At 64.2% G+C, this 20,656-nt stretch carries 17 protein-coding genes; 7 read left to right on the plus strand and 10 right to left on the minus strand.

The window, feature by feature from the left end:
• Window position 1 precedes the first annotated feature (1 nt).
• The 4 genes from ACE3OO_RS07755 to ACE3OO_RS07770 all read right to left on the minus strand — a co-directional run bounded on the left by ACE3OO_RS07755 (window position 2) and on the right by ACE3OO_RS07770 (window position 5,789).
• The gene (locus ACE3OO_RS07755; protein WP_374301476.1) at window positions 2-1,996 is read right to left on the minus strand and encodes a biotin carboxylase N-terminal domain-containing protein; all 1,995 of its coding nucleotides are present in this window, start codon (window positions 1,994-1,996) and stop codon (window positions 2-4) included.
• 90 nt (window positions 1,997-2,086) lie between these two features.
• A complete protein-coding gene (locus tag ACE3OO_RS07760; RefSeq protein WP_374301478.1) occupies window positions 2,087-3,244 on the minus strand; it encodes an acyl-CoA dehydrogenase family protein in 1,158 nt (385 codons plus the stop codon).
• A gap of 33 nt (window positions 3,245-3,277) precedes the next feature.
• On the minus strand, window positions 3,278-4,897 hold the full coding sequence (locus ACE3OO_RS07765) for an acyl-CoA carboxylase subunit beta (RefSeq protein WP_374301480.1): 1,620 nt from the start codon (window positions 4,895-4,897) through the stop codon (window positions 3,278-3,280).
• A gap of 4 nt (window positions 4,898-4,901) precedes the next feature.
• A complete protein-coding gene (locus ACE3OO_RS07770) occupies window positions 4,902-5,789 on the minus strand; it encodes an SDR family oxidoreductase (protein ID WP_374301482.1) in 888 nt (295 codons plus the stop codon).
• Window positions 5,790-5,993: 204 nt separating this feature from the next.
• Between ACE3OO_RS07770 and ACE3OO_RS07775 the strand changes: the two genes are divergently transcribed.
• Complete coding sequence (locus ACE3OO_RS07775; protein ID WP_374301484.1) at window positions 5,994-6,284, plus strand: SCP2 sterol-binding domain-containing protein; 291 nt, start codon at window positions 5,994-5,996, stop codon at window positions 6,282-6,284.
• A gap of 68 nt (window positions 6,285-6,352) precedes the next feature.
• Here the strand turns inward: ACE3OO_RS07775 and ACE3OO_RS07780 are convergent, their stop codons facing one another.
• Window positions 6,353-7,147: an FTR1 family protein gene (locus ACE3OO_RS07780; protein ID WP_374301486.1), complete on the minus strand. Its 795-nt coding sequence runs from the start codon at window positions 7,145-7,147 to the stop codon at window positions 6,353-6,355.
• Between the two features lie 153 nt (window positions 7,148-7,300).
• Window positions 7,301-9,568 (minus strand): methyl-accepting chemotaxis protein, encoded by a 2,268-nt coding sequence (locus ACE3OO_RS07785; RefSeq protein ID WP_374301488.1) that lies wholly within the window; start codon window positions 9,566-9,568, stop codon window positions 7,301-7,303.
• 181 nt (window positions 9,569-9,749) lie between these two features.
• Between ACE3OO_RS07785 and ACE3OO_RS07790 the strand changes: the two genes are divergently transcribed.
• The 5 genes from ACE3OO_RS07790 to aroC all read left to right on the plus strand — a co-directional run bounded on the left by ACE3OO_RS07790 (window position 9,750) and on the right by aroC (window position 15,606).
• Window positions 9,750-11,492, plus strand: coding sequence for a cation:proton antiporter (locus ACE3OO_RS07790; protein WP_374301490.1), 1,743 nt, complete (start codon window positions 9,750-9,752; stop codon window positions 11,490-11,492).
• 106 nt (window positions 11,493-11,598) lie between these two features.
• On the plus strand, window positions 11,599-11,997 hold the full coding sequence (locus ACE3OO_RS07795) for a hypothetical protein (RefSeq protein ID WP_374301492.1): 399 nt from the start codon (window positions 11,599-11,601) through the stop codon (window positions 11,995-11,997).
• 55 nt (window positions 11,998-12,052) lie between these two features.
• Window positions 12,053-13,477 (plus strand): hypothetical protein, encoded by a 1,425-nt coding sequence (locus tag ACE3OO_RS07800; RefSeq protein WP_374301494.1) that lies wholly within the window; start codon window positions 12,053-12,055, stop codon window positions 13,475-13,477.
• Window positions 13,478-13,619: 142 nt separating this feature from the next.
• Window positions 13,620-14,465, plus strand: a complete 846-nt coding sequence (gene fabI / locus ACE3OO_RS07805) for an enoyl-ACP reductase FabI (RefSeq protein WP_374301496.1) — start codon at window positions 13,620-13,622, stop codon at window positions 14,463-14,465.
• Between the two features lie 28 nt (window positions 14,466-14,493).
• Window positions 14,494-15,606: a chorismate synthase gene (gene aroC, locus ACE3OO_RS07810; protein WP_374301498.1), complete on the plus strand. Its 1,113-nt coding sequence runs from the start codon at window positions 14,494-14,496 to the stop codon at window positions 15,604-15,606.
• Between the two features lie 149 nt (window positions 15,607-15,755).
• Here aroC and ACE3OO_RS07815 read toward each other — a convergent pair whose 3' ends face one another.
• Window positions 15,756-16,175, minus strand: a complete 420-nt coding sequence (locus ACE3OO_RS07815; protein ID WP_374301500.1) for a four-helix bundle copper-binding protein — start codon at window positions 16,173-16,175, stop codon at window positions 15,756-15,758.
• Window positions 16,176-16,274: 99 nt separating this feature from the next.
• Here ACE3OO_RS07815 and ACE3OO_RS07820 point away from each other — a divergent pair, with 99 nt between their 5' ends.
• Window positions 16,275-16,868 (plus strand): peroxidase-related enzyme, encoded by a 594-nt coding sequence (locus ACE3OO_RS07820; RefSeq protein WP_374301502.1) that lies wholly within the window; start codon window positions 16,275-16,277, stop codon window positions 16,866-16,868.
• 553 nt (window positions 16,869-17,421) lie between these two features.
• Here the strand turns inward: ACE3OO_RS07820 and ACE3OO_RS07825 are convergent.
• The 3 genes from ACE3OO_RS07825 to ACE3OO_RS07835 form a co-directional block, all read right to left on the minus strand.
• Entirely contained in the window at window positions 17,422-18,753 is a 1,332-nt protein-coding gene (locus ACE3OO_RS07825) for a hemolysin family protein (RefSeq protein WP_374301503.1), read from the minus strand.
• 171 nt (window positions 18,754-18,924) lie between these two features.
• Window positions 18,925-19,230, minus strand: a complete 306-nt coding sequence (locus tag ACE3OO_RS07830) for a hypothetical protein (protein ID WP_374301505.1) — start codon at window positions 19,228-19,230, stop codon at window positions 18,925-18,927.
• A gap of 285 nt (window positions 19,231-19,515) precedes the next feature.
• Window positions 19,516-20,595, minus strand: coding sequence for a metal-dependent hydrolase (locus tag ACE3OO_RS07835; protein WP_374301507.1), 1,080 nt, complete (start codon window positions 20,593-20,595; stop codon window positions 19,516-19,518).
• Window positions 20,596-20,656 lie beyond the last annotated feature (61 nt).

The raw sequence follows: 20,656 nt of genomic DNA on the forward strand, positions 1-20,656 counted from the left end.
GTCATTCCGCCGCCGGATTCAGCGCGGCCAGCAATTGCCGCGTCGCCACCTGGTCGCCAACCTTCACTGGCAGCTTCTCGACCACGGCATCCACGCGGGCCACCATTTCGTGCTGCATCTTCATGGCTTCCATGATCACCAGGCGCTGGCCTTTGCTGACCCGCTCGCCCTCGGCAGCCAGCACAGCGACGATCTTGCCGTTCATCGGCGCGCGCAGTTCACGTTCGGCCGCGCCCTCGGCCTCGGCGGGTGGCTGGTAGGTGATGTCGCGGCAGGCAAAGTCCCGCACGCCCAGCGCCAGATGCAGCGTATCGCTGGCGAAGGCGAAGACAATATCGCGCCCCTGCCCATCCACCTGCAGGCGCAGCCGGCAGCCGTCGCGGCGCAAAATCGCAATCTCCTGATCCTGCACGCGATAGCGATTGCCACCCGATGGTGCAACGAGCCGCTTTGTCTTCGTTTCGCCATACTGCAGCAGCACCGGCGAGCCCAGCCGGCCGGTGGACGACCAGCTGGCCGCCGGATCATGGCCGCAGGCAGCAGCCGCGCGCTCGAACCACAGCAGGGCGGCAATGTTGAGCAGCGTATCATCGGCGACCGGCGCGGCTGGCGTTTCAAAATGCTGCGGGATGAAGCGCGTGGTGGCGCGGCCGGCGGCGAAGTCGTCATGTCGCAGCAGATCGACCAGGAAGCCGCGGTTGGTCTCGATCCCAAGCGCCACGCAGCGTTCCAGCGCGACGACCAGTCGGCGTCGTGCCTCTTCGCGGGTGGCGCCATGCGCGATGATTTTCGCGATCATCGGATCGTAGAAGGGCGAAATCACCTGGCCGGACTCATGCAGGCCGTGATCGACGCGCAGCCCCTCACCTGTCGGCGGCCGCCACAGCACGAGGTCACCGCTCTGCGGCAGGAAGCCCTTGTGCGGCGCCTCGGCATAGAGCCGCACCTCGATGGCATGGCCGGAGAGCTGCACGTCGTCCTGCGACAGCGGCAGCCTGTCACCCGCTGCCACGCGGATCTGCAGCGCCACCAGATCGAGGCCGGTGATCAGCTCGGTCACCGGATGCTCTACCTGCAGGCGGGTGTTCATCTCCAGGAAATAAAAGTCGTGGCCGTTGCCATCCAACAGGAATTCCACCGTTCCGGCGCCGACATAGCCAATCGCCCTGGCCGCCGCCACGGCCGCCGCACCCATCTTGGCACGCAAATCGGCGTTCACCGCCGGCGAGGGCGCTTCCTCGATCACCTTCTGGTGCCGGCGCTGCACACTGCAATCGCGTTCGCTTAAGTGGATCACATTGCCATGCGTGTCGGCAAAGACCTGTATCTCCACATGACGGCCATCCACCACGGCCTTTTCCAGGATCAGTTCAGGCGAACCGAAGGCGTTCTCGGCTTCCGAACGCGCCGACTGGATGGCGGGCAGCAATTCGGCATGCTGGCGCACCAGCCGCATGCCGCGCCCGCCGCCGCCGGCGGCCGCCTTCACCATCACCGGCAGGCCGATCTTTTCCGCTTCATGCAGCAGGACGGCATCGGACTGCCCAGAATCAGTACTTGGGCCCTGATAGCCCGGCACGCAGGGCACTTTGGCTTCGATCATGCGCCGCTTGGCCGCGGCCTTGTTGCCCATGGCGGCAATCGCCGATGCCGGCGGCCCGATGAAAACCAGCCCGGCATCGGCGCAGGCCTGGGCAAAGGCCTCGTTCTCCGACAGGAAGCCGTAACCCGGATGCACAGCCAGGCCGCGGCTCTGGGCCCCCGTGGCGCGGGCCGCGTTCAGGATCGCCTCGATGCTGAGGTAACTCTGTTTCGCTTCCGCCGGCCCGATGCAGATCGCACGGTCGGCCTGCAATGTGTGCGGCGCGCCGGCATCGGCCTCGGAATAGACCGTCACGGTGAAAAAGCCCAGCGCGCGGGCCGAACGGATCACCCGGCAGGCGATCTCGCCGCGATTGGCGATCAGGATGGTGTCGAAGGGTTTCGTCACAGCCATACCCTCACCCTCCCACCGCTTCGCGGCGGGGCCCTCCCTCTCCCGCTTGCGGGAGAGGGTTGGGGTGAGGGTGCGCGTGTAGAGATCCGCTCACTTCTTCTTGCCCGGCAGGATGCCCATGAATTTGCAGATGATGCCGAGCATGATCTCGTCGGCGCCACCGCCGATCGAGCCCAGGCGGGTGTCGCGATAGGCGCGGCTGACCGGGGTTTCGTTCATGAAGCCCATGCCACCGTAATACTGCAGGCAAGCATCGGTGACCATGCGGCCAAGCCGCCCGGATTTCAGCTTGGCCATCGAGGCCAGCCGCGTCACGTCCTCGCCCTTCACCAGCAGATCGGCGGCGCGATAGGTCAGGGCACGCAGCAACTCGATCTCGGTCTGCAGTTCGGCCAGGCGGAAATGCACCACCTGGTTATCCAGGATCGGCTGACCGAAAGTCTTGCGCTGGCGGGTGTATTCAATGGTCTGCTCGATGATGCGCTCCAGGCCGATCAGGCTGGAGGCGGCAGCCCAGAGGCGCTCCTCCTGGAACTGCACCATCTGGTACATGAAACCATGGCCTTCCTGGCCGATCAGGTTGCGCCGCGGCACCCGCACATCATCCAGATAAATCTGCGCCGTGTCGGAGGAATGCATGCCCATCTTGTCGAGCTTGCGCGCCACCTGTACGCCCTTGGTCTTCATCGGCACGCAGATCAGCGACTTGTTCTGGTGCACCGGGCCTTCGCCGGTATTGGCCAGCAGGCACATCCAGTCGGCCTGGGTCCCGCTGGTGGTCCACATCTTGCCGCCGTTGATGACGTAATCGTCGCCGTCCTTTTTCGCCGTGGTCTTGATGCCGGCCACGTCGGAACCCGCGCCGACCTCGGACACGCCCAGGCAGGCGACGTAATCGCCGCTGATGCTGGGGACGAGAAATTCCTTGCGCAGTTCGTCCGAACCGAAGCGCGCCAGCGCCGGCGTCGCCATGTCGGTCTGCAGGCCGATGGCCATCGGCACGCCGCCGCAATTGATGTAGCCCAGCGCCTCGGTCATCACCATGTGATAGGAATAATCGAGGCCCAGGCCGCCGTATTCCGCCGGCTTGTTGATGCCCAGGAAACCCATGTTGCCCATCTTCTTGAACAGCTCGTGGGCGGGGAAGATGCCGGCCTTCTCCCATTCATCGACATGCGGATTGATCTCCGCCTCAATGAACTTCTTCATGTTGTCGTGGATGCTCTTGTGTTCCGGCGTGAAGTCCATTCTCTGCGCTCCTCGGTGTTTCTTTTTGTTCTGTTACATGCGGGCGATGCCGAAGGCGTTCGGCTTGGTCACCCGCGCATCGCCTTCACGGCAGACGCTCAGACACATTCCCAGCACGCGGCGGCTGTCGCGCGGATCGATCAGGCCGTCGTCCCACAGCCGCGCCGTGGCGAATAGCGCCGTGCTTTCGGCCTCCATCTTCTTCACCACTTTGGCCTTCATGCCCTCGATCACCGCAGCATCGACCTCGGCGCCCATGCGGCGGAATTTTTCCTCCGCCACGATGGCCAGCACGCCGGCGGCCTGTTCCGGCCCCATCACGGCGATGCGATTGTTCGGCCAGGCGAAGATGAAGCGCGGATCATAGGCGCGGCCGCACATGCCGTAATTGCCGGCACCGAAGCTGGCGCCGATATGCAGGGTCAGCTTGGGCACGCGCGCATTGGTCACGGCCTGGATCATTTTCGAGCCATGCTTGACGATGCCACCGCGTTCCGCCTCCTTGCCCACCATGTAGCCGGTGGTGTTCTGCAAAAACACGATGGGCATGTCAGCCTGATCGCAGAGCTGGATGAACTGCGCCGCCTTCACGGCGCCTTCGGTATCGATGGGACCGTTATTGCCGATGATGCCCACCGCCTCGCCCTCGATGGCAGCCTGCAGGCAGACGGTGTGCAGGCCATACAGCGGCTTGAAATCCACCGCCTCGCTGCCATCCACCAGGCGCGCCACCACCTCGCGCACGTCATAGGGCTTGCGGTAATCCACCGGCACCACGCCGCACAGTTCATCAGGGTCATAAAGCGGCGCGGTCCAGGCCTTTTTGCGAAGCTGCGGCCCTCGCTCGTTCCAGGGCAGGCGCGCCATGATCTCGCGGGCGATGCGCAGGCCGTCGGCATCGTCCTCGGCCAGGAATTCCGCGACGCCGGAGACGGTGGTGTGGAGTTCGGCGCCGCCCAGTTCCTCGTCGGTGGCAATCTCGCCGGTAGCGGATTTCAGCAGCGGCGGTCCGGCCAGGAAAATCTTCGCCCTGCCCTTCACCACCACCACATAGTCGCTCATGCCCGGCACATAGGCACCGCCTGCCGTGGACGAGCCGTGCACCACGGTGATCTGCGGGATGCCGGCGGCCGAAAGGCGGGCCTGGTTGGCAAAGCCGCGCCCGCCATCGACGAAAATCTCGGCCTGATAGTTCAGGTTGGCACCACCGGATTCCACCAGGTTCACCACCGGCAGCTTGTTCTGCACGGCGATCTCCTGCGCGCGCAGGCTCTTGCGCAGGCCCATCGGCGCGATGGTGCCGCCCTTGATGCCGGAATCGGAGGCCGTGACCATGCAGCGGATGCCAGCGATACAGCCGATGCCGGCGATGAAACCGCCGCCCATGATGTTCTCGGCGCCATCGTCGTCATGCATCTTGTAGCCGGCGAGCGTCGAGATTTCGAGGAAAGGCGCGCCACGGTCCAGCACATGGGCCAGCCGGTCGCGCGGCGTGAGCTGGCCGCGTTTCTCGAAGACTGGCTTGCGGGCATCGGAGGTATCGCGCACACGCTGTTCCAGTGCGCGGAACCCCTCGATCAGCGCCAACATGTCGGCGCGGTTCTGCCGGAATGCTTCCGAGCCTGTGTCGACCTGCGAGCGCAGCACCGCCATCGGATTATTTCTCCTGCAGCACTTTGGGCATCACCGAGCGGTGGAAGCCGTCGAAAGCCTGCGACCTGTCATGTTTGGGCAGCGGATAATGCCGCCGCGCATTGGGCACGCCGCCATCCACGCGCAGGGTCGTGCCCGAGATGAAGCTGGCGGCCGGCGACAGCAGATAGACGATGGCGGCCGAGACTTCCGCCTCGGTGCCCAGGCGCTGCAGCGGCACATGGTCGCGCATGCCACGGATCAGCGGCTTCATCCAGTCGGGGTAGGTGTCCATGCCGGAGGACGCGATCCAGCCCGGCGCCACGGCATTCACCCGCACGCCCGAGACGCCCCATTCGCAAGCCGCTGTCTCGGTGAAGTTCACCATGCCGGCACGCGCCGCGCCCGAATGGCCCATATTGGGCATGCCGTTCCACATGTCGGCCACGATGTTGACGATGGCGCCGCCATGATCGGCCATCCACTGGGTGTAGCATTCCCGCGCCATCAGGAAGCCGCCGGTGAGGTTGTTGCGCACCACGGCATCCCAGCCTTTCTGGCTGATCTGGCTGAGCGGCGCCGGAAACTGCCCGCCGGCATTGTTGACCAGGCCATCGATACGGCCGAAGCGTTTGCGGATCGCCGTCACCGTCTCGGCGACTTTCTCCTCCTCGCGGATATCGCAGGAGAAGATATCGACATCGCAGCCGGGATTATCGCCGCGCAATTCGTTGGCCACGGTTTGCAACTTGTCGAGCTTGCGACCGATCAGCGCGAGTGTCGCGCCAAGGCGGCTGAGTTCATGCGCCGTGCAGCGGCCAATGCCCGAACCGCCGCCGGTGACAACAATCACCTGACTGGCGAACAGGCCATCACGGAATACCGATCGATACGGACCTGAACCCGCCGCCATCCGTTTCACTCCCTGACACCAGTCAAACAAGACTGCATGCTGTTTTTATGCGTTGCAGCGACGCTACTTGACGCTTACGTAAACGTCAATATAGGGTGCCGCCAAAGCCGCGTGGCTGTTGACGTTGCGTCAATTCGCAGATGTCGATGCCCTTGCGGAAGCCTGCATCTTTTCTCAGCGATTCACACGAGCCAGGGAGGCCACATGTCGCTCGACCAGATCACCCAGCAGATGAGCCAGCGCGTGAAGCCGGGCGCAATCGACGCCACGGTGAAATTCGATTTCGGCGATGACGGCCAGATCTTCGTAGACGGCAATGCCGGCACTGTAAGCAACGAGGATGCCGAGGCCGATTGCACCATCACCATCTCGATGGACAATTTCGTCGCGCTGAGCAGCGGCGACCTCGATCCCACCACCGCTTTCATGATGGGCAAGCTGAAGGTGAAGGGCAACATGGGCGTGGCGATGAAGCTGCAGTCGATCCTCGGCTGAACTGCAGACGACACTTAAAAACAAAGGCCGGACGGCATCGCTGCTGCCCGGCCTTTTTTGTTTTCCGGTTATGCCGCCGCGCGGCGCTGCCGCCCCTGCAACAGTGCGAACAACGCGGCACCGAGCAGCAGCGCGGTCTGCAGGCCAATGGCCTGGATGGTGGGATTGAAGCCCGCCTGTACCGCCCAGCCCGGCAGGCCCATATCGTCATAGGGCAGCCAGCCGATCTCCTGGAATTCCAGCAGCGCGCCGCCGATGAAGCGCAGGCCAAACAGGAACAGCAACGCGGAGGTGACGGCGAAGACCGGACGCAGCGGCAGGCGCAGGGCCAGCCTCGTCATCGCCAGATAGATCAGCGCCAGCGCCAGCGCGGCAACGCCCAGGCCCAGCAACATGCCCTGCATGCCACTTTCGGCGCCGGCCTCGGCATTGGCCATCGCGGCATGCAGGAACAGGATTGTCTCGGCGCCCTCGCGGAATACGGCGAGAAAGGCAATGCCGGCCAGCAGCCAGGGTCCATCGGCCTGCAACGCCCGGCTGGTCTGCGCCTGCAGCCGGCGTTTCCAGCTTTCCGGATTCTGCCGCAGCCATAACCAGCCGCTGACATAGAGCAGCAGCACGGCCGCCACCGACATCACGATGGCCTCGGTCAGATCGTCATGCGCACCACCGAAGAATTCGTAGAAGATCCAGGCGGCGACCAGACTCGCCACCAGCGCGGCAGCGCCGCCCCAGAGCAGGGCGATGCGGCGATGGCCTTCGCCGGCGCGTTGCAGGAAGGCGGCCAGCGCGGCGATCACCAACAGGGCTTCCAGTCCCTCGCGCAGCACGATGAAAAAGGATTCGACGGCAACCGGCAGCATGGCGGCGGCTCTCCTCGATGGTCAGACGGGGCGATCAAACGCTATTGCGAGGCGTTTGCGACAGCAAGCCCGCTGACGGCGGCAAAACGCCGCGCCCAAGAGCCGGTCCGGCGCCGGATTTGACCTGCATCATGCCGGCGCCCGACGATCGTATCACTTGCCTTCGAAATGCGCCTTGATCGCCTGGGTCACGCGCGCGTCGTCGCAGGTATAGCGCACCGCCACGAATCCCTTGTCCACACGCGCCACCGTGGCATGGCAGGGGAATTCGATGCGGCCTTCGACGGCATCGACCCGCACACGCAATTCCACCGTCTCGCCCATGGCGGGCGTCTTTTCGGCCGGACCGAAGAACAGGCCGATGCGCGACCAGTTGCGCAGCGGCAGCACCTGGCCTTTCCAGGTGACGATATCGTTGGCGCCGGCTTCCTCGCGGCGCGCCCTGCGATGCTCCTCATGGGCCTCGCCCAGCTTGAAGAAACTCACCGCCTCCGACAGGCTCTGCGCCATGTTGGCCAGCGCCTGGGCCGAAGCATGGGTTTCTTCCACCAGGGCCGCGTTGCGCTGTGTCATCTCGTCCATGTTGCCGACTGCGATATTCACCTCGTCCAGCCCACGCGCCTGTTCGGCCGAAGCGGTGGCGATCTCGCCGACGATGCTGGTCACCTTGTCGACCGCACCGACGATCTCGGTGAGCGACGCGCCGGCCTGATGCACCAGTTCCGCGCCGGTTTTCACCTGGGCATTCGATTCCTGGATCAGCGCCTTGATGTCCTTCGACGCGTTGGCCGAGCGCTGGGCCAGGGCGCGCACTTCCTGCGCCACCACGGCGAAACCCTTGCCGGCATCGCCGGCGCGGGCGGCTTCTACCGAGGCATTCAGGGCGAGCAGGTTGGTCTGGAAGGCGATCTCGTCGATCAGGCCGACGATATCGCCAATCTTCTGCGCGCTCTGCTCGATGCTGTTCATCGCCGATACCGCATTGCCCACGACTTCGCCGCCGCGATGGGCGGTGCCGCGCGCCTCGCCCGACAGCCGGTCGGCGGCCTGAGCATTATCCGCATTCTGCTTCACCGTCGCCGTCACCTGATGCATGGCGGCGGCGGTCTGCTCCAGCGTGGCGGCCTGGCTTTCGGTGCGATGCGCCAGATCTTCCGAACCCGACGAGATTTCGGATGCGGCCTGACGCAGCGTGTGCACCGAGGCCGCCAGGTTCTCGGCGAAGCCGCGCAACGTGTCGGCCATGCTGTTGGCACTGGCCTTCAGGTCGGCGAAGACGCCGTCATATTCGCCGTTTACGCTGCGGCTCACATCGCCTTCGGCCATGCCGTGGATCACGGTCGCCAGTTCGCCGGTCACGCTGTGCAGCGTGGCAGTGAGTTTGTTCAGCCGCTGGGTCACTTCCAGCAGGAAGCCTTCCTTGTCCGCCTCGCCGAGGCGTGTGTCGAGCCGGCCATGAGCGATTTCCTCGCACAAGGCGGCGATCTCGCGCGCCGCCGCCTGTTCCCGCGCCTCGCGGGCTTGGCGCTGTTCGTCGGCCTGGCGCCGGGTTTCCTCGGCTTCGCGCTGCAGCCGGTCATTTTCCATGCCGTTGGTCTTGAAGACGCCGACGGCACGGGCAATCGCGCCGATCTCGTCACCACGGCCGGTATGCGGCACCACCGTTTTCCAGTCGCGTTGCGCCAGGCGGTCGATCGCCTCGGTCAGGGCATGCAGAGGCCGGGCGACGGCACGCGCCAGCATCCAGCCGAACAGCACCAGGATCAGGCCGTTGATGGTGACGGCAATGCCGGTATTGCGGATTTCCTCGCGCATCTGCGCATCGACATCGTCAAGATAGATGCCGCTGCCGATCACCCAGCCCCAGGGCGCAAAGCCCTTCACGTAGGAAACCTTTTCCACCGGCTCGCTGCTGCCCGGCTTGGGCCAGCGGTAGTCAAACTCGCCTTCACCCTTCTCGCGGGCGATACGGGCAAATTCGACGAAGATCTTCTTGCCATCGGGATCGGCGTATGACCCCACATCCTTGCCGACCAGATCCTTGGCGAAGGGGTGCATCAGCAGCACGGGCTTCTGGTCGTTGACCCAGAAATATTCCCGCCCGCTATAGCGCAGGCCCTGCAGCATGGTCAGCGCGGCCTGCTGGGCCGTCTCCCTGCTCATCGCGCCCTTCTCGGCTTCGGCGGCAAAATGCTGCACCACGCCGTGGGCCACCTCGACCAGTTCGCGGGTCTTGGTGGCGCGGTCATCCAGCAAGTTGTGACGCAACTGGTACAGATCGGTGCCGAGCTGGATCACCAGGCTGACAATCGCGACCAGGATGATCGCCATGATGCGCACGAGCACCGAGAGGCCGCGACGATTCGGATTGGCGGCCCCCGGATTGGTGCTCGGGGAGCTGACGGCAACTGTGATGGACATTGGGGGGGAATTCCGGGTTACAGGATTGCAATGCGCGAGAGGTGCCGCAAACCGGCCATCCCTGCCTTGATCCAGATCATTTATTTTTGTGATGGCGTATGACAGTCAGCTGCAGGATTAATTTAAAAGATCAGCAGAAACAACCATTTGACGCATCGGTTCGGTTAAGCGAAGGTCAGGCATGGAGCATTCCGAGACCATTCCCTATTTCCGCGAGCTGATCGTCTTTCTGGTGGCGGCCGGCATCGTCGTGCCGGTTTTCCACCGCCTGCGCCTGAGCCCGGTGCTGGGCTTTCTGGCTGTGGGCCTGCTGATCGGTCCCTATGGCCTGGCGCTGTTTGCCGACCGGCTGCCCTGGCTGGAATATGTCACCATCGGCGATATCGCCGGCGTCCGTCTGATCGCCGAATTCGGCATCATCTTCCTGCTGTTCATGATCGGGCTGGAACTCTCGCTCGACCGGTTGTGGCAGATGAAACGCCTCGTGCTTGGTCTGGGCCTGGCCGAGGTGCTGATCGCTGCCGCCGTGATCGGCGGCATCGCCATTGCGTTTGGCAACAGCACGCCGGCCGCGCTGATCCTGGGCAGTTGCCTGGCGCTCAGTTCCACGGCGATCGTGATGCAGCTGCTGATCGAAAGCCGGCGTGGCGGCACGCCGGTTGGCCGCGCCAGCTTTGCCATCCTGCTGATGCAGGATCTGGCCGTGGTGCCGATCCTGTTCATGATCGGCTTTCTTGCCACCGCCAGCAGCATCAGCAACGAAGACATGTTGCTGCAACTGGGCGAGACGCTGGCGATCGCCATTGCCGCCATCGTTGCGATCATTGTGATCGGCCGGCGCGTGCTGGGACCGCTGTTCCGCCTGGCCGGCGGCGCCAGAAGCCCTGAGATGTTCATGGCACTGATCCTCCTGGTGGTGATCGCCATGGCGGCGGCCACCGGTATTGCCGGCCTATCGATGGCATTGGGCGCCTTCCTGGCGGGCCTGCTGTTGGCGGAAAGCGAATACCGCCATGCCGTCGAAGTCAGCATCGAACCCTTCAAGGGCCTTTTGCTGGGGCTGTTCTTCCTGTCGGTCGGCATGGGCATCGACCTGCGCGTCGCGGCCAATGATGTGCTGTGGATCCTGCTGTCGGTGATAGGCCTGTTCGTCATCAAGGGTGGCATCATCGCCGCGCTGGCGCTGCTGTTCGGGCAGAGCCGCGCCACTGCGCTGGAAATGGCTTTGCTGCTCGGCCAGGGCGGCGAATTCGCCTTCGTCGTGGTGGGCCTTGGCGAACGGTATCGCCTGCTGCCGACTGAGACAGCGCAGTTCATGCTGCTGGTCGTATCCTTGTCGATGCTGCTCACTCCCTTCATCGCCCAGGCGGCACGGCGGTTGGCGCAGAAGCTGGCCGATGGCGTCGCGCAGGCGACGCATGGCATCGGCGAGAATGCCGAACACCAGGAGGGGCATGTTGTGATCTGCGGCTATGGCCGCGTCGGCCGCATGATCGCCAGCCTGCTGGATGCCGAACAGATTCCCTGGGTGGCGCTGGATGCCCATGCCGAAACCGTGGCGACCGAACGGCGCGCCGGACGTCCGGTGCATTATGGCGATGCCAGCCGCGTCGAACTGCTGGAGAAACTCTCTGCCGGCCACGCCCAGGCCCTGGTGGTGACGCTGGATGATCCGGCCGCCGCCGGCCATCTGGTCGCCACCGCCCATCGCGCCTGGCCGCATCTGCCGGTTTTCGCCCGCGCCCGCGACCATGGCCATGCCGAGCACCTGCGCAGGCTGGGCGCCGCCCAGGTGATCGCCGAGGCCGCCGAGGCCTCGCTGCAGCTCGGCGCGCTGGCGCTGGAGCAGGCGGGATTGCCCGAGGATGCCGTGCGTCAGCGGCTGGAACGGGCCCGCAGCACCAGACAGGAACCGGCGGAATGACCGGGCCGGACCTGAATACAGGAATAATATCCAATTTTGTTCTCTTTATGTATTGACAATCAGACAGGCTACCCGCATATTACGGTATCTACAGCCAACCCAAGCCATGCCAGATCTCAGCCCGGACGCCGCATCGTCACCAGCAGGATCGCCGCCAGACAGCAGCGGCCGAGGCTGGCGGCTGCTGACCATTCTGCTCTGCGTCCTGCTGGCAATCCCCTTACTGTCCATGATCATTGTCGCCATCGAGGCCTCAGCAACGGTGATCGCCAAGGATTTTGCCCATCCCTATTTGGGATACTGGGTCATACGCGTGAGTGCCTATGCCGCGCTTCTAACATTGGCCGCCTTTGCCATCTTTCGCTTTGTGCCGCAGGGGCGCCGGCGGCCCTACTGGATCGGGCTGGGCATTGCCGCTCCGCTCCTTATCGTGGACGCGAGCGCCAGGGTTCTGGCTCTTTTGATTGGTCTGGTCACGGCCCTGATATTCCGGGCAATTGGCTGACGCCGGCCCGCTTTATTTAAGAAAAAATCATGATCATTTGGAATGGGAGATTTGCATGCCCTCTCGTCGCCCCTCTTCTGCCGAGCAGCGTAGCGCCCTGGACGTCGCCCGCGCCCGTCTGAAAGATGGCGACATCGACGGCTATTGGGCGGCGCTGGAGAAACAGGATTCCTATGCCGGGCTGGCACGCAACGTCGCCGCCAATCGCGGCAAACAGGGCGAGATCGCCAATACGCGATTGGAACGGTTTGCCCGCGAGGCACGCGGCCGGCCGTTGAACGAGGATGAGCGCGATGCCATCCGGCGCGATGTGGCCGCCGCCGACCTGGCGCAGCGCGAACGCAATCTCGCCGAGACCGGTGATCATCGCGTCACCGGCCCACAGAGCGTGGCGTATCACCGCGATGTCTTCGAGGCGCGCGGCATTCCGAACGAAGCCTATTTTCCGACGCTGCTGCAGCCGGCGATCGGCAGCGTCTGGGGTTTCCCAGCCGGGATACATCTGCGCGATGCACCGGATCTGCCCAGCGATCCATTAAACTGGGAAAACTGGGAGCAGGTTGTCGACGGCATGCAGCATGATGTGAAGCCGATCAGCGACCGCTATTTCCGCGACGAAGTCGCCGAGCAGTCGAAGACCCTGCCCCGCCAGGGCCTGATGGAGATCGAGGGATTTCATGGCGATCCGCAGCAGGAAGCGCGGGAAACGCCGCGCAGCGATGCAAATGTAAGTCCTGCATCCTTCGAATCCCGCCTTGCCGCGCTACCGCCGACGCCGGAACGCTGGCTGGATTTCACGCTGGACAAGCAGCCCGCCGATCTGTCTCGTCGCGATCTGCATGCCCTGCAGGCGCATGAGGCCTATCTGAAACCCCAGCATCCGCGCCATGACGACGCTTTTCGTCTGGTCAGCGACACCTATCGCCATCTTTATGGCGACGCGCCGCAGAATACCGATGCCACCGGTCGGCCACAGCGCGACATGCCGCAACGCGATCTGCCTGAACATGCGTGCCGCAGCCGCGTGGAAGTCCGGCGTGAGGATACGTTGCGCGCCTTCGGCCGCGAACTCGATGATTGGTACAAGGCGATGAAGCAATCGCCGCAGTATATGGGCGAGGCCGGAAGCGAACTCGTCAAGCTGATGCAGGATGGCCTGAACGACCTGCTCTGGCCCAACCAGTCCGCGCCACGGCCACAACAGGTGACGCGCGGGCCCTATCGCGGCGGCCCGGTGCTGGTGGATGGCGATCTGGGACCGGTGACCGGGGCAGCGCTGGACCGGGCCGAGGCCGAGGGCCTGCTACCACCCTTGCAGGAAGAGATGAAGCGCAGCCTCAATACCATCCGGGGCCTGATGTTCGTCTCCCCCGCACAACTCGGCCTGCCCGGCGATCTGCTGCAACAGCAGCGTGAGCAGGCCGGACCACTGCCGGACGCCGTGGTCCGCGCCATGCCGGCATACGAGATGGATCGGTAGCCGATTTTCTTTTTCACCATAATGGCTTAGGCGGCTTGGCCAAAGCCCGGCTTTGGGCTACTCTCGCCGGCCAGTGTTTCGAGCCAGGAGCGCCCCAGCGGCTGCGCCGGCCGTCTCGCGCCACAGCCTTACCGGGGGATTTATGTCGCAACCGCAACCGCTCATGCATGGCAAACGCGGCCTTATCATGGGCGTCGCCAACGACCGTTCGCTGGCCTGGGGCATCGCCAAGGCGGTGCATGCCCAGGGCGCCGAACTGGCCTTCACCTATCAGGGCGAGGCGCTGGAGAAACGCGTGAAGCCGCTGGCCGCCACCATCGGCGCCCAGCATGTACTGGAATGCGACGTCACCAATCCGGTCTCGATCGATGCCACCTTCACGGCGCTGGAAAAGGCCTGGGGCAAACTCGATTTCCTGGTCCATGCCATCGGCTTTTCGGACAAGAACGAGCTGAAGGGCCGCTATATCGACACCAGCTTCGACAATTTCGCGCTTACCATGAACGTGAGCTGCTACAGCTTCACCGCCGTGATGCAGCGTGCCGAGAAGCTGATGACCGATGGCGGCAGCGCCATCACACTGACCTATTACGGCGCCGAACGCGTCATGCCGCATTACAACGTGATGGGCGTCGCGAAAGCCGCGCTGGAAGCGAGCGTGCGTTACCTCGCCGCCGATCTCGGCAAGCAGGGCATCCGCGTCAACGCCATCTCGGCTGGCCCGATCAAGACCCTGGCGGCCAGCGGCATCGGCGACTTCCGCTATATCCTGAAGTGGAACGAGTTGAACGCTCCCCTGCGCCAGAACGTGACCATCGAGCAGGTTGGCGGCGCCGGCCTGTATCTGCTGTCCGATCTGGGCTCGGGCGTCACCGGCGAAGTGCATCATGTCGACAGCGGCTATCACAGTGTCGGCATGGTGGCGGTGGACCAGGCCGCCCAGGTGGCCGACCTGCTGCTGTCGCTCGGCGGCAAGAAGGTCGAGTAAGCAGGCCCAATGTTAGGCAATAAGCCCTATGTCGGATAACAGCTTCGGCCGGCTCTTCCGCGTCACCACATGGGGTGAAAGTCACGGGCCGGCGCTGGGCTGCGTGATCGACGGCGCGCCGCCGCGCGTGCCGCTGAGCGAAGCCGACATCCAGCACTGGATGGACCAGCGCAAGCCGGGCACCTCGCGTTTCGTGACGCAACGGCGTGAGCCGGATGAAGTGAAGATCCTGTCGGGCGTGTTCGAGGGCCAGACCACCGGCACGCCGATCTCGCTTCTGATCGAGAATGTCGACCAGCGTTCGAAGGACTATGGCGAGATCATGGACAAGTTCCGTCCCGGTCATGCCGACTATACCTACTGGAGCAAATACGGCATCCGCGACTATCGCGGCGGCGGGCGCAGCTCGGCGCGCGAGACGGCGGCCCGCGTGGCGGCCGGCGCGGTGGCGCGCAATGTGCTGAAGACCCTGATCGACTCAACCGTGCAGATCCGCGGTGCGCTGGTGCAGGTGGGCGAGAAGACCATCGACCCGGCGAACTGGAGCTGGGACAGCGTGACGCAGAATCCCTTCTGGTGCCCCGATCCGAAGATGGCCATGGAATGGGAATACTATCTGGATGGCATTCGCAAGGCGGGCTCCAGTGTCGGCGCCGTGGTCGAGTTGCGCGCGTCCGGGATTCCCGCAGGCCTCGGCGAACCGATCTACGGCAAGCTGGACGCCGATCTCGCCGCCGCGATGATGAGCATCAATGCCGTGAAGGGCGTGGAGATCGGCGCGGGCTTTGCTGCGGCACGTTTGAGCGGCGAGCAGAATGCCGATGAGATGAAACTGGGCCAGGACGGCCGCGCGGATTTCACCTCCAATCAGGCCGGCGGCATCCTGGGCGGCATTTCGACAGGCCAGGAAATCGTGGTGCGCTTCGCCGTGAAGCCCACCTCCTCGATCCTCAATCCGCGTGCCACCATCGACCGTTTCGGCACCGAGACCGAAATCGTCACCAAGGGCCGGCACGATCCCTGCGTCGGCATCCGCGCGGTGCCAGTGGGCGAGGCCATGCTGGCGCTCGTGCTGGCCGACCATCTGCTGCGCCATCGCGGCCAGGTTGGCGGCTTTAAACAGGGTTTCGATCAGAAATAAAACCCGACCGTATTGAAAAGAACTGTCATGCCCGGGCTTGACCCGGGCATCCGCATGATGCCGTTAGGAAAGACGTGGATGGCCGGAACAAGTCCGACCATGACAATGCCGGTTGGGTATTGCTTACCCCCGAGCGGCCGATCTGCGCCCTACTGCAGCACCGGCGCAACAGCATCGCCCACCTGGCGGCAGAGCCGTTCGCAATGACGGCAGGCCGCGGCACAGATGCGGCAATGGCCATGCACCTCGCCATGGTGTTCGCATTCCTCGCCACAGACGCGGCAGGCTTCGGCGCAGGCCGCCAGCAGGGCGCGCAACGTGGTCTGGTTCGCGCCGGTGCGCCGCGAGGCGACCGTGGCCGTCACCTTGCACAGATCGGCGCAATCCAGATTGAGGCGGATGCATTGCCGCAATTGCTCGACGGTGTCTTCCGCCAGGCAGGCATCGGCACAGGCGATGCAGGTCTGGGCACAGTCGAGGCAGGCCTCGATACAGCGGACCAGATTCTCATCGGGCGCGACGTCGCTGCCGACCCGGGGATGCGTGCGGATCATGGATGCAACATGCATGAAAGCCTCCTGCGTCAGATTGCCTTCGGGTAACCCCTGGCAGGACGCTTTGTTCCCTGCGGGTTTCGCCCTAGTCTGGCGCCATCAACGGAGGAAACCATGAGCCAATCCCCAAAGGGCGGAAAACCGCACCCCCATGCGCTGAACATCCCGGTGCCCGCGCGCCAGGAACTCGATCCCGACACCCAGGCCTATTTCGCCAAATGCGACGAGAAGATCGGCTTTGTGCCGAATGTGCTGCTCAGCTACAGCTTCGATGCCAAGAAGCTGCGCGGCTTCTCGGAGATGTATAACGAGCTGATGCTGGCGCCGTCGGGGTTGAGCAAACTCGAGCGAGAGATGATCGCCGTGGTGGTCAGCAGCATCAACCACTGCTTCTACTGCCTCACCGCCCATGGCGCCGCCGTCCGCCAGATTTCGGGCGATCCGAAACTGGGCGAACTGATGGTGATGAACTGGCGCGCCGCCGATCTGACGCCGAAGATGCGTGCGGCACTGGAATTCGCCACCAAGCTGACCGAGAGCCCGGACAAGATCGTGGAGGCCGATCGCCAGGGCCTGCGCGATGCCGGCTGGAGCGACCGCGACATCTGGGACATCGCTGCCACGATCAGCTTCTTCAACATGTCCAACCGCATGGCGGCCGCCATCGAGATGCGGCCCAACGACGAGTATCACGGCAGCTTCCGCTGACCCCGGCCTATAATCAGGCGTATCGCAGGCCCGCTCCCTCATCCGGAGCGGGCTTTTTGCTGCCGGCCTGGATCGTCGATCGGACCGGCCATACAGGTCCGATTCGTCCGTCTACAGCCTTCTGCCCGCTCGTCACAGGCTGGTTAAAAAAGCGGCTGCCTGTGTTCCGGGCGCAACACTCTCGAGTTTTTCGCTACTGCACAAAAGAATGTGGGCTAACAATCTGTCGCGGGATGGGCCGATTCGGCTCAAAAAATATCTCAAGTATATGTTTTTGTTAATGTGACGTCCGACACGACATTTCCCTCTTGCGCTGCAATGGCGAAGGCATTAGTTTGTGCATCGCAACAAGCTTCCGGTTTGTTGCATGCCCTTCTCGGGCGTTTCCTCCCTAGACTTGGGCCGCATCATTGATGCGGCCCCTTTTTTTGCCCGGGTCAGACGCATCCGGACCATCCCCCATACAATGGCGGAATTCCACGCAGGTTCCGGCGCGACCGAAAATTACCTGAGCCGTCTTGCGGTTTGAGAGGAAAGGCCGGCCCGGCCTTGATCAGGAATCATGGGCAGCCACCGCCTCGCGCGGCGGCACCGCCAGCACCTTGTCAATGCGGCGGCCATCCATGTCCATCACCTCGAAGCGCCAGCCATGCCACTCCACCGCGTCGCCGGCCACCGGCAGGCGGCCGAAGCGGGCGAGCAGGAACCCGGCCACGGTATGGCCCTCTTCCTCGGGCAGATGCAGCCCCAGCTTTTCGGCCATGTCTTCGCGCGGCAGGCTGCCGTCGATCAGCCAGGAGCCGTCCTCGCGCTGCACCAGGTCGGGCGCCTCACCATCGGGGAAGGCGAAATCGCCGGCGATGGTCTGCAGGATGTCGTTGGCGGTGACCACGCCTTCCAGGCTGCCGAATTCATCCACCACGAAGGCCATGCCGGCCGGCGAGGCTTTCAGCAGCGTCAGCACATCCAGCACATCGGCGCTTTCATGCACGGCCGGCACCGGCTGCACGAAGGCGGCGAGGCCCTTGGTGGCGAGCTGGTCGCGGCCGCCATCGAGCAGCGCGTCGAACACATCCTTCACGCCGACGATGCCGACCGGCTCGGAGATAGAGCCATGGGCCGCCGGCAGGCGCAGATGCATGGTCTGACGCAGACGCTGCACCTGTTCGTCATGCGGCGCATCGAGATCGAGCCAATCGAGATCATGGCGCGGTGTCATCACGCTGCGCACCGCGCGGTCGCCCAGCTTCAGCACGGCCGCGATCATCTGGCGTTCTGCCGGTTCCACCGTGCCCGCGCTTTCGGCTTCCGCCACCAGATGACGGATTTCCTCTTCCGTCACGGCTTCGGTGTTGCTGGCGCCGGCGCCAAGCAGTCGCAGCACCAGCTTGGATGAGATATCGAGGAGCGACACGACCGGACTGGCGATCCAGGCCAGACCGGCCAGCAGAGGCGCCATGGCGGCGGCGATGGGCTCGGGCTTCTTCAACGCGAGCTGCTTGGGCACCAGCTCGCCGATGATCAGCGACAGGTAGGTGACGGAGCCGACCACCACTGTAAAAGCGATGCCATCGGCAATCGGTTCGGCCAGCAGATACGTGGCCTCGATCCAGGTGGAGAACCGATCCGCCAGCGTCGCGCCAGAGAAGGCACCGGCCAGGATGCCGACCAGAGTGATGCCGATCTGCACGCTGGACAGGAAACGGCCGGGATCACCGGCCAGTTTGATCGCCAGCCTGGCGCCGCGCGACACGGCGCTTTTCTGGCGCGCCATCGCCTCCAGGCGGGCACGGCGAGCCGATACCACCGCCAGTTCCGACATGGCGAGCAGGCCATTGAGCAGGATCAGCGCCGCGATCAGCAACAACTCAAGCGCCAGCGACATGATGCGCCTTCAAGCTAAGCTGGGATGAATGCGGGGCAGCGGGAAGACGGGCGCGGCCGGTGGCGGGCACAACGCCCGGACAAGGTCGGTCTGGCATAGCCGGGGCAATATAGGCGACTGCCCCGGCCGATGGCTAGGGGCTAAGCCGCCGCAGGGTTGTACGGGAAAAGATCAGGACTCTGCTTTGGCTGTGTCGGCCGCAACGCTGCGGCGCCCGCGCTTCGCGGCAACTGGCTGTTCCGCCGCGGTTTCCGCAGCCAGGCGCTTTTCCGCCAGGCGTTGGGCCGCCATTTCCGCCTGTTGGGCATCGCGGGCCAGGCGCAAAGCGCGCAGGCGGTCTACCTTGGCGGTTTCCGCGCGCTGGTTCTCCTCGTGATGTTTGCGCGCTTCGGCCGCTTCGCGTTCGCGCAGGGCGGTCTTCTTGAAACGCTCCTCGGCGCGGAGACGGGCGACTTCGGCGGTGGTGGCGGTCGACATGCGATATCCTTTGTTGAAAACGGCAATTTGCACCATGCCGGCAGGAATGGCGGGGCAGCAGTCGTATGCAGAGATGCGCGTGGCGGCCCGAAAGCGGGACTGCGACGGCCTGGAGTGGAATGGCGCTTCGCGGCCTTGTCCGGCGAAGGGCTACGCTGCCCACGAGAATGGGCCTGAAAATGGCGCCTGCGCCGCGAAGGCGTGGGCTACAAACTTATAATAATATAATGCATCGGGTGCAGATTTACCAGTCCGGCACGGCTCAGACAGATTCAGTCAACGGAATCAACGGCCCAACACGCCATTCCACAATTCGGCGAAGCCCGCGCGGGTGAATCCCGGCCGCTCGGCCAGACGTTCGGGTTCGCCCAGCACACGATGCTGCGCGTCCAGCCGGAAGCGCAGGCCCCAGAAACCCAGGATGCTGTCGCCCGGCATGCCATAGCGATAATCGCGCGCCTCGGCGATGAAACCACCGGCATTGCCCGCCGCCGGATCGGGTTTCAGCGTCCAGTGCAGCCGGCCATCGGCGAACCAGCGGAACACACCCGCATCGTAAGTCGCCTCAACGGCCTGCAAGGCGGCATTTCGGTCGGGCCGCGGGATCGTCTGCCAGACGATCGGCGCCTTGGCGAAGGGCGAAGCGAAACCGATCAGGATGGCATCGGGCAAATCAACCACGATGCGGCGCCACCAGGGCTGGAAGATCACCGGATAGGCGGCGATGCGCGCGACATCGGCCTGCACCAAATTTTGCGCGTGCAGTTCTGCTCGCGCGCGCTCCTGCATATGCAGGCCGATGCCCCAGGCCATGGTGGTGTAGAGCACCACATAGACCAGCGCGAGACGCGCCATGCGCTGAATGTGTCGGGCCTTCTCGCGGCTGACCAGGCCGAACAGGAATACGATCAACAAGGGCAGGGAATAAAACGGATCGATGATCGGCATCGCATCGATGGCAAATCGCGCGCGGCTGAACGGTGCCAGCAGCTGCGTGCCATAGGCCGTAAAGAGATCGAGGATGGGATGCGTCACGCAGGCCAGCGCGCCCAGCCACATCCAGCAATGACGGCGGTTGCGATCCTCTTCCGTATCGGCCGGCTTGCGACGCAGGCGCTCGGCTTTCCACATCAGCCAGCCGATCGCCGTGCCGTAAACCAGCGTGGCCGGAATCGAATGACTGATGGCGCGATGATACAGCCAACCATCGGTGATGCTGGTTGGGCCAAACAGATCGGAGAGCACGTCAAGATCGGGCAGGGTGGCGATCAGCGCGCCAGCGGCCACCGCGCGGCGCCCGAGGATGCGGCGCGCGCCAGCCTGAGCGACCACGCCACCGAACAGAAGCTGGGTCACACTATCCATGGCAGATCATCGGGAAAGTAAAACGGAGGGATCACACATGCCGCGACAATCTGGCATGGCC

This window comes from Ferrovibrio sp. (genome assembly GCF_041906005.1).
Classification (GTDB): domain Bacteria; phylum Pseudomonadota; class Alphaproteobacteria; order Ferrovibrionales; family Ferrovibrionaceae; genus Ferrovibrio.

What these genes read in the sequence shown, in the direction of transcription:
- ACE3OO_RS07765 (WP_374301480.1), bottom strand. Translation starts at nt 4,897, where the DNA reads ATGGCGGTGCTGCGCTCGCAGGTCGACACAGGCTCGGAAGCATTCCGG.
- ACE3OO_RS07760 (WP_374301478.1), bottom strand. Translation starts at nt 3,244, where the DNA reads ATGGACTTCACGCCGGAACACAAGAGCATCCACGACAACATGAAGAAG.
- ACE3OO_RS07820 (WP_374301502.1), top strand. Translation starts at nt 16,275, where the DNA reads ATGAGCCAATCCCCAAAGGGCGGAAAACCGCACCCCCATGCGCTGAAC.
- aroC (WP_374301498.1), top strand. Translation starts at nt 14,494, where the DNA reads ATGTCGGATAACAGCTTCGGCCGGCTCTTCCGCGTCACCACATGGGGT.
- ACE3OO_RS07755 (WP_374301476.1), bottom strand. Translation starts at nt 1,996, where the DNA reads ATGGCTGTGACGAAACCCTTCGACACCATCCTGATCGCCAATCGCGGC.
- ACE3OO_RS07785 (WP_374301488.1), bottom strand. Translation starts at nt 9,568, where the DNA reads ATGTCCATCACAGTTGCCGTCAGCTCCCCGAGCACCAATCCGGGGGCC.
- ACE3OO_RS07770 (WP_374301482.1), bottom strand. Translation starts at nt 5,789, where the DNA reads ATGGCGGCGGGTTCAGGTCCGTATCGATCGGTATTCCGTGATGGCCTG.
- ACE3OO_RS07780 (WP_374301486.1), bottom strand. Translation starts at nt 7,147, where the DNA reads ATGCTGCCGGTTGCCGTCGAATCCTTTTTCATCGTGCTGCGCGAGGGA.
- ACE3OO_RS07795 (WP_374301492.1), top strand. Translation starts at nt 11,599, where the DNA reads ATGCCAGATCTCAGCCCGGACGCCGCATCGTCACCAGCAGGATCGCCG.
- ACE3OO_RS07815 (WP_374301500.1), bottom strand. Translation starts at nt 16,175, where the DNA reads ATGCATGTTGCATCCATGATCCGCACGCATCCCCGGGTCGGCAGCGAC.
- ACE3OO_RS07835 (WP_374301507.1), bottom strand. Translation starts at nt 20,595, where the DNA reads ATGGATAGTGTGACCCAGCTTCTGTTCGGTGGCGTGGTCGCTCAGGCT.
- ACE3OO_RS07825 (WP_374301503.1), bottom strand. Translation starts at nt 18,753, where the DNA reads ATGTCGCTGGCGCTTGAGTTGTTGCTGATCGCGGCGCTGATCCTGCTC.
- ACE3OO_RS07830 (WP_374301505.1), bottom strand. Translation starts at nt 19,230, where the DNA reads ATGTCGACCGCCACCACCGCCGAAGTCGCCCGTCTCCGCGCCGAGGAG.
- fabI (WP_374301496.1), top strand. Translation starts at nt 13,620, where the DNA reads ATGTCGCAACCGCAACCGCTCATGCATGGCAAACGCGGCCTTATCATG.
- ACE3OO_RS07775 (WP_374301484.1), top strand. Translation starts at nt 5,994, where the DNA reads ATGTCGCTCGACCAGATCACCCAGCAGATGAGCCAGCGCGTGAAGCCG.
- ACE3OO_RS07790 (WP_374301490.1), top strand. Translation starts at nt 9,750, where the DNA reads ATGGAGCATTCCGAGACCATTCCCTATTTCCGCGAGCTGATCGTCTTT.
- ACE3OO_RS07800 (WP_374301494.1), top strand. Translation starts at nt 12,053, where the DNA reads ATGCCCTCTCGTCGCCCCTCTTCTGCCGAGCAGCGTAGCGCCCTGGAC.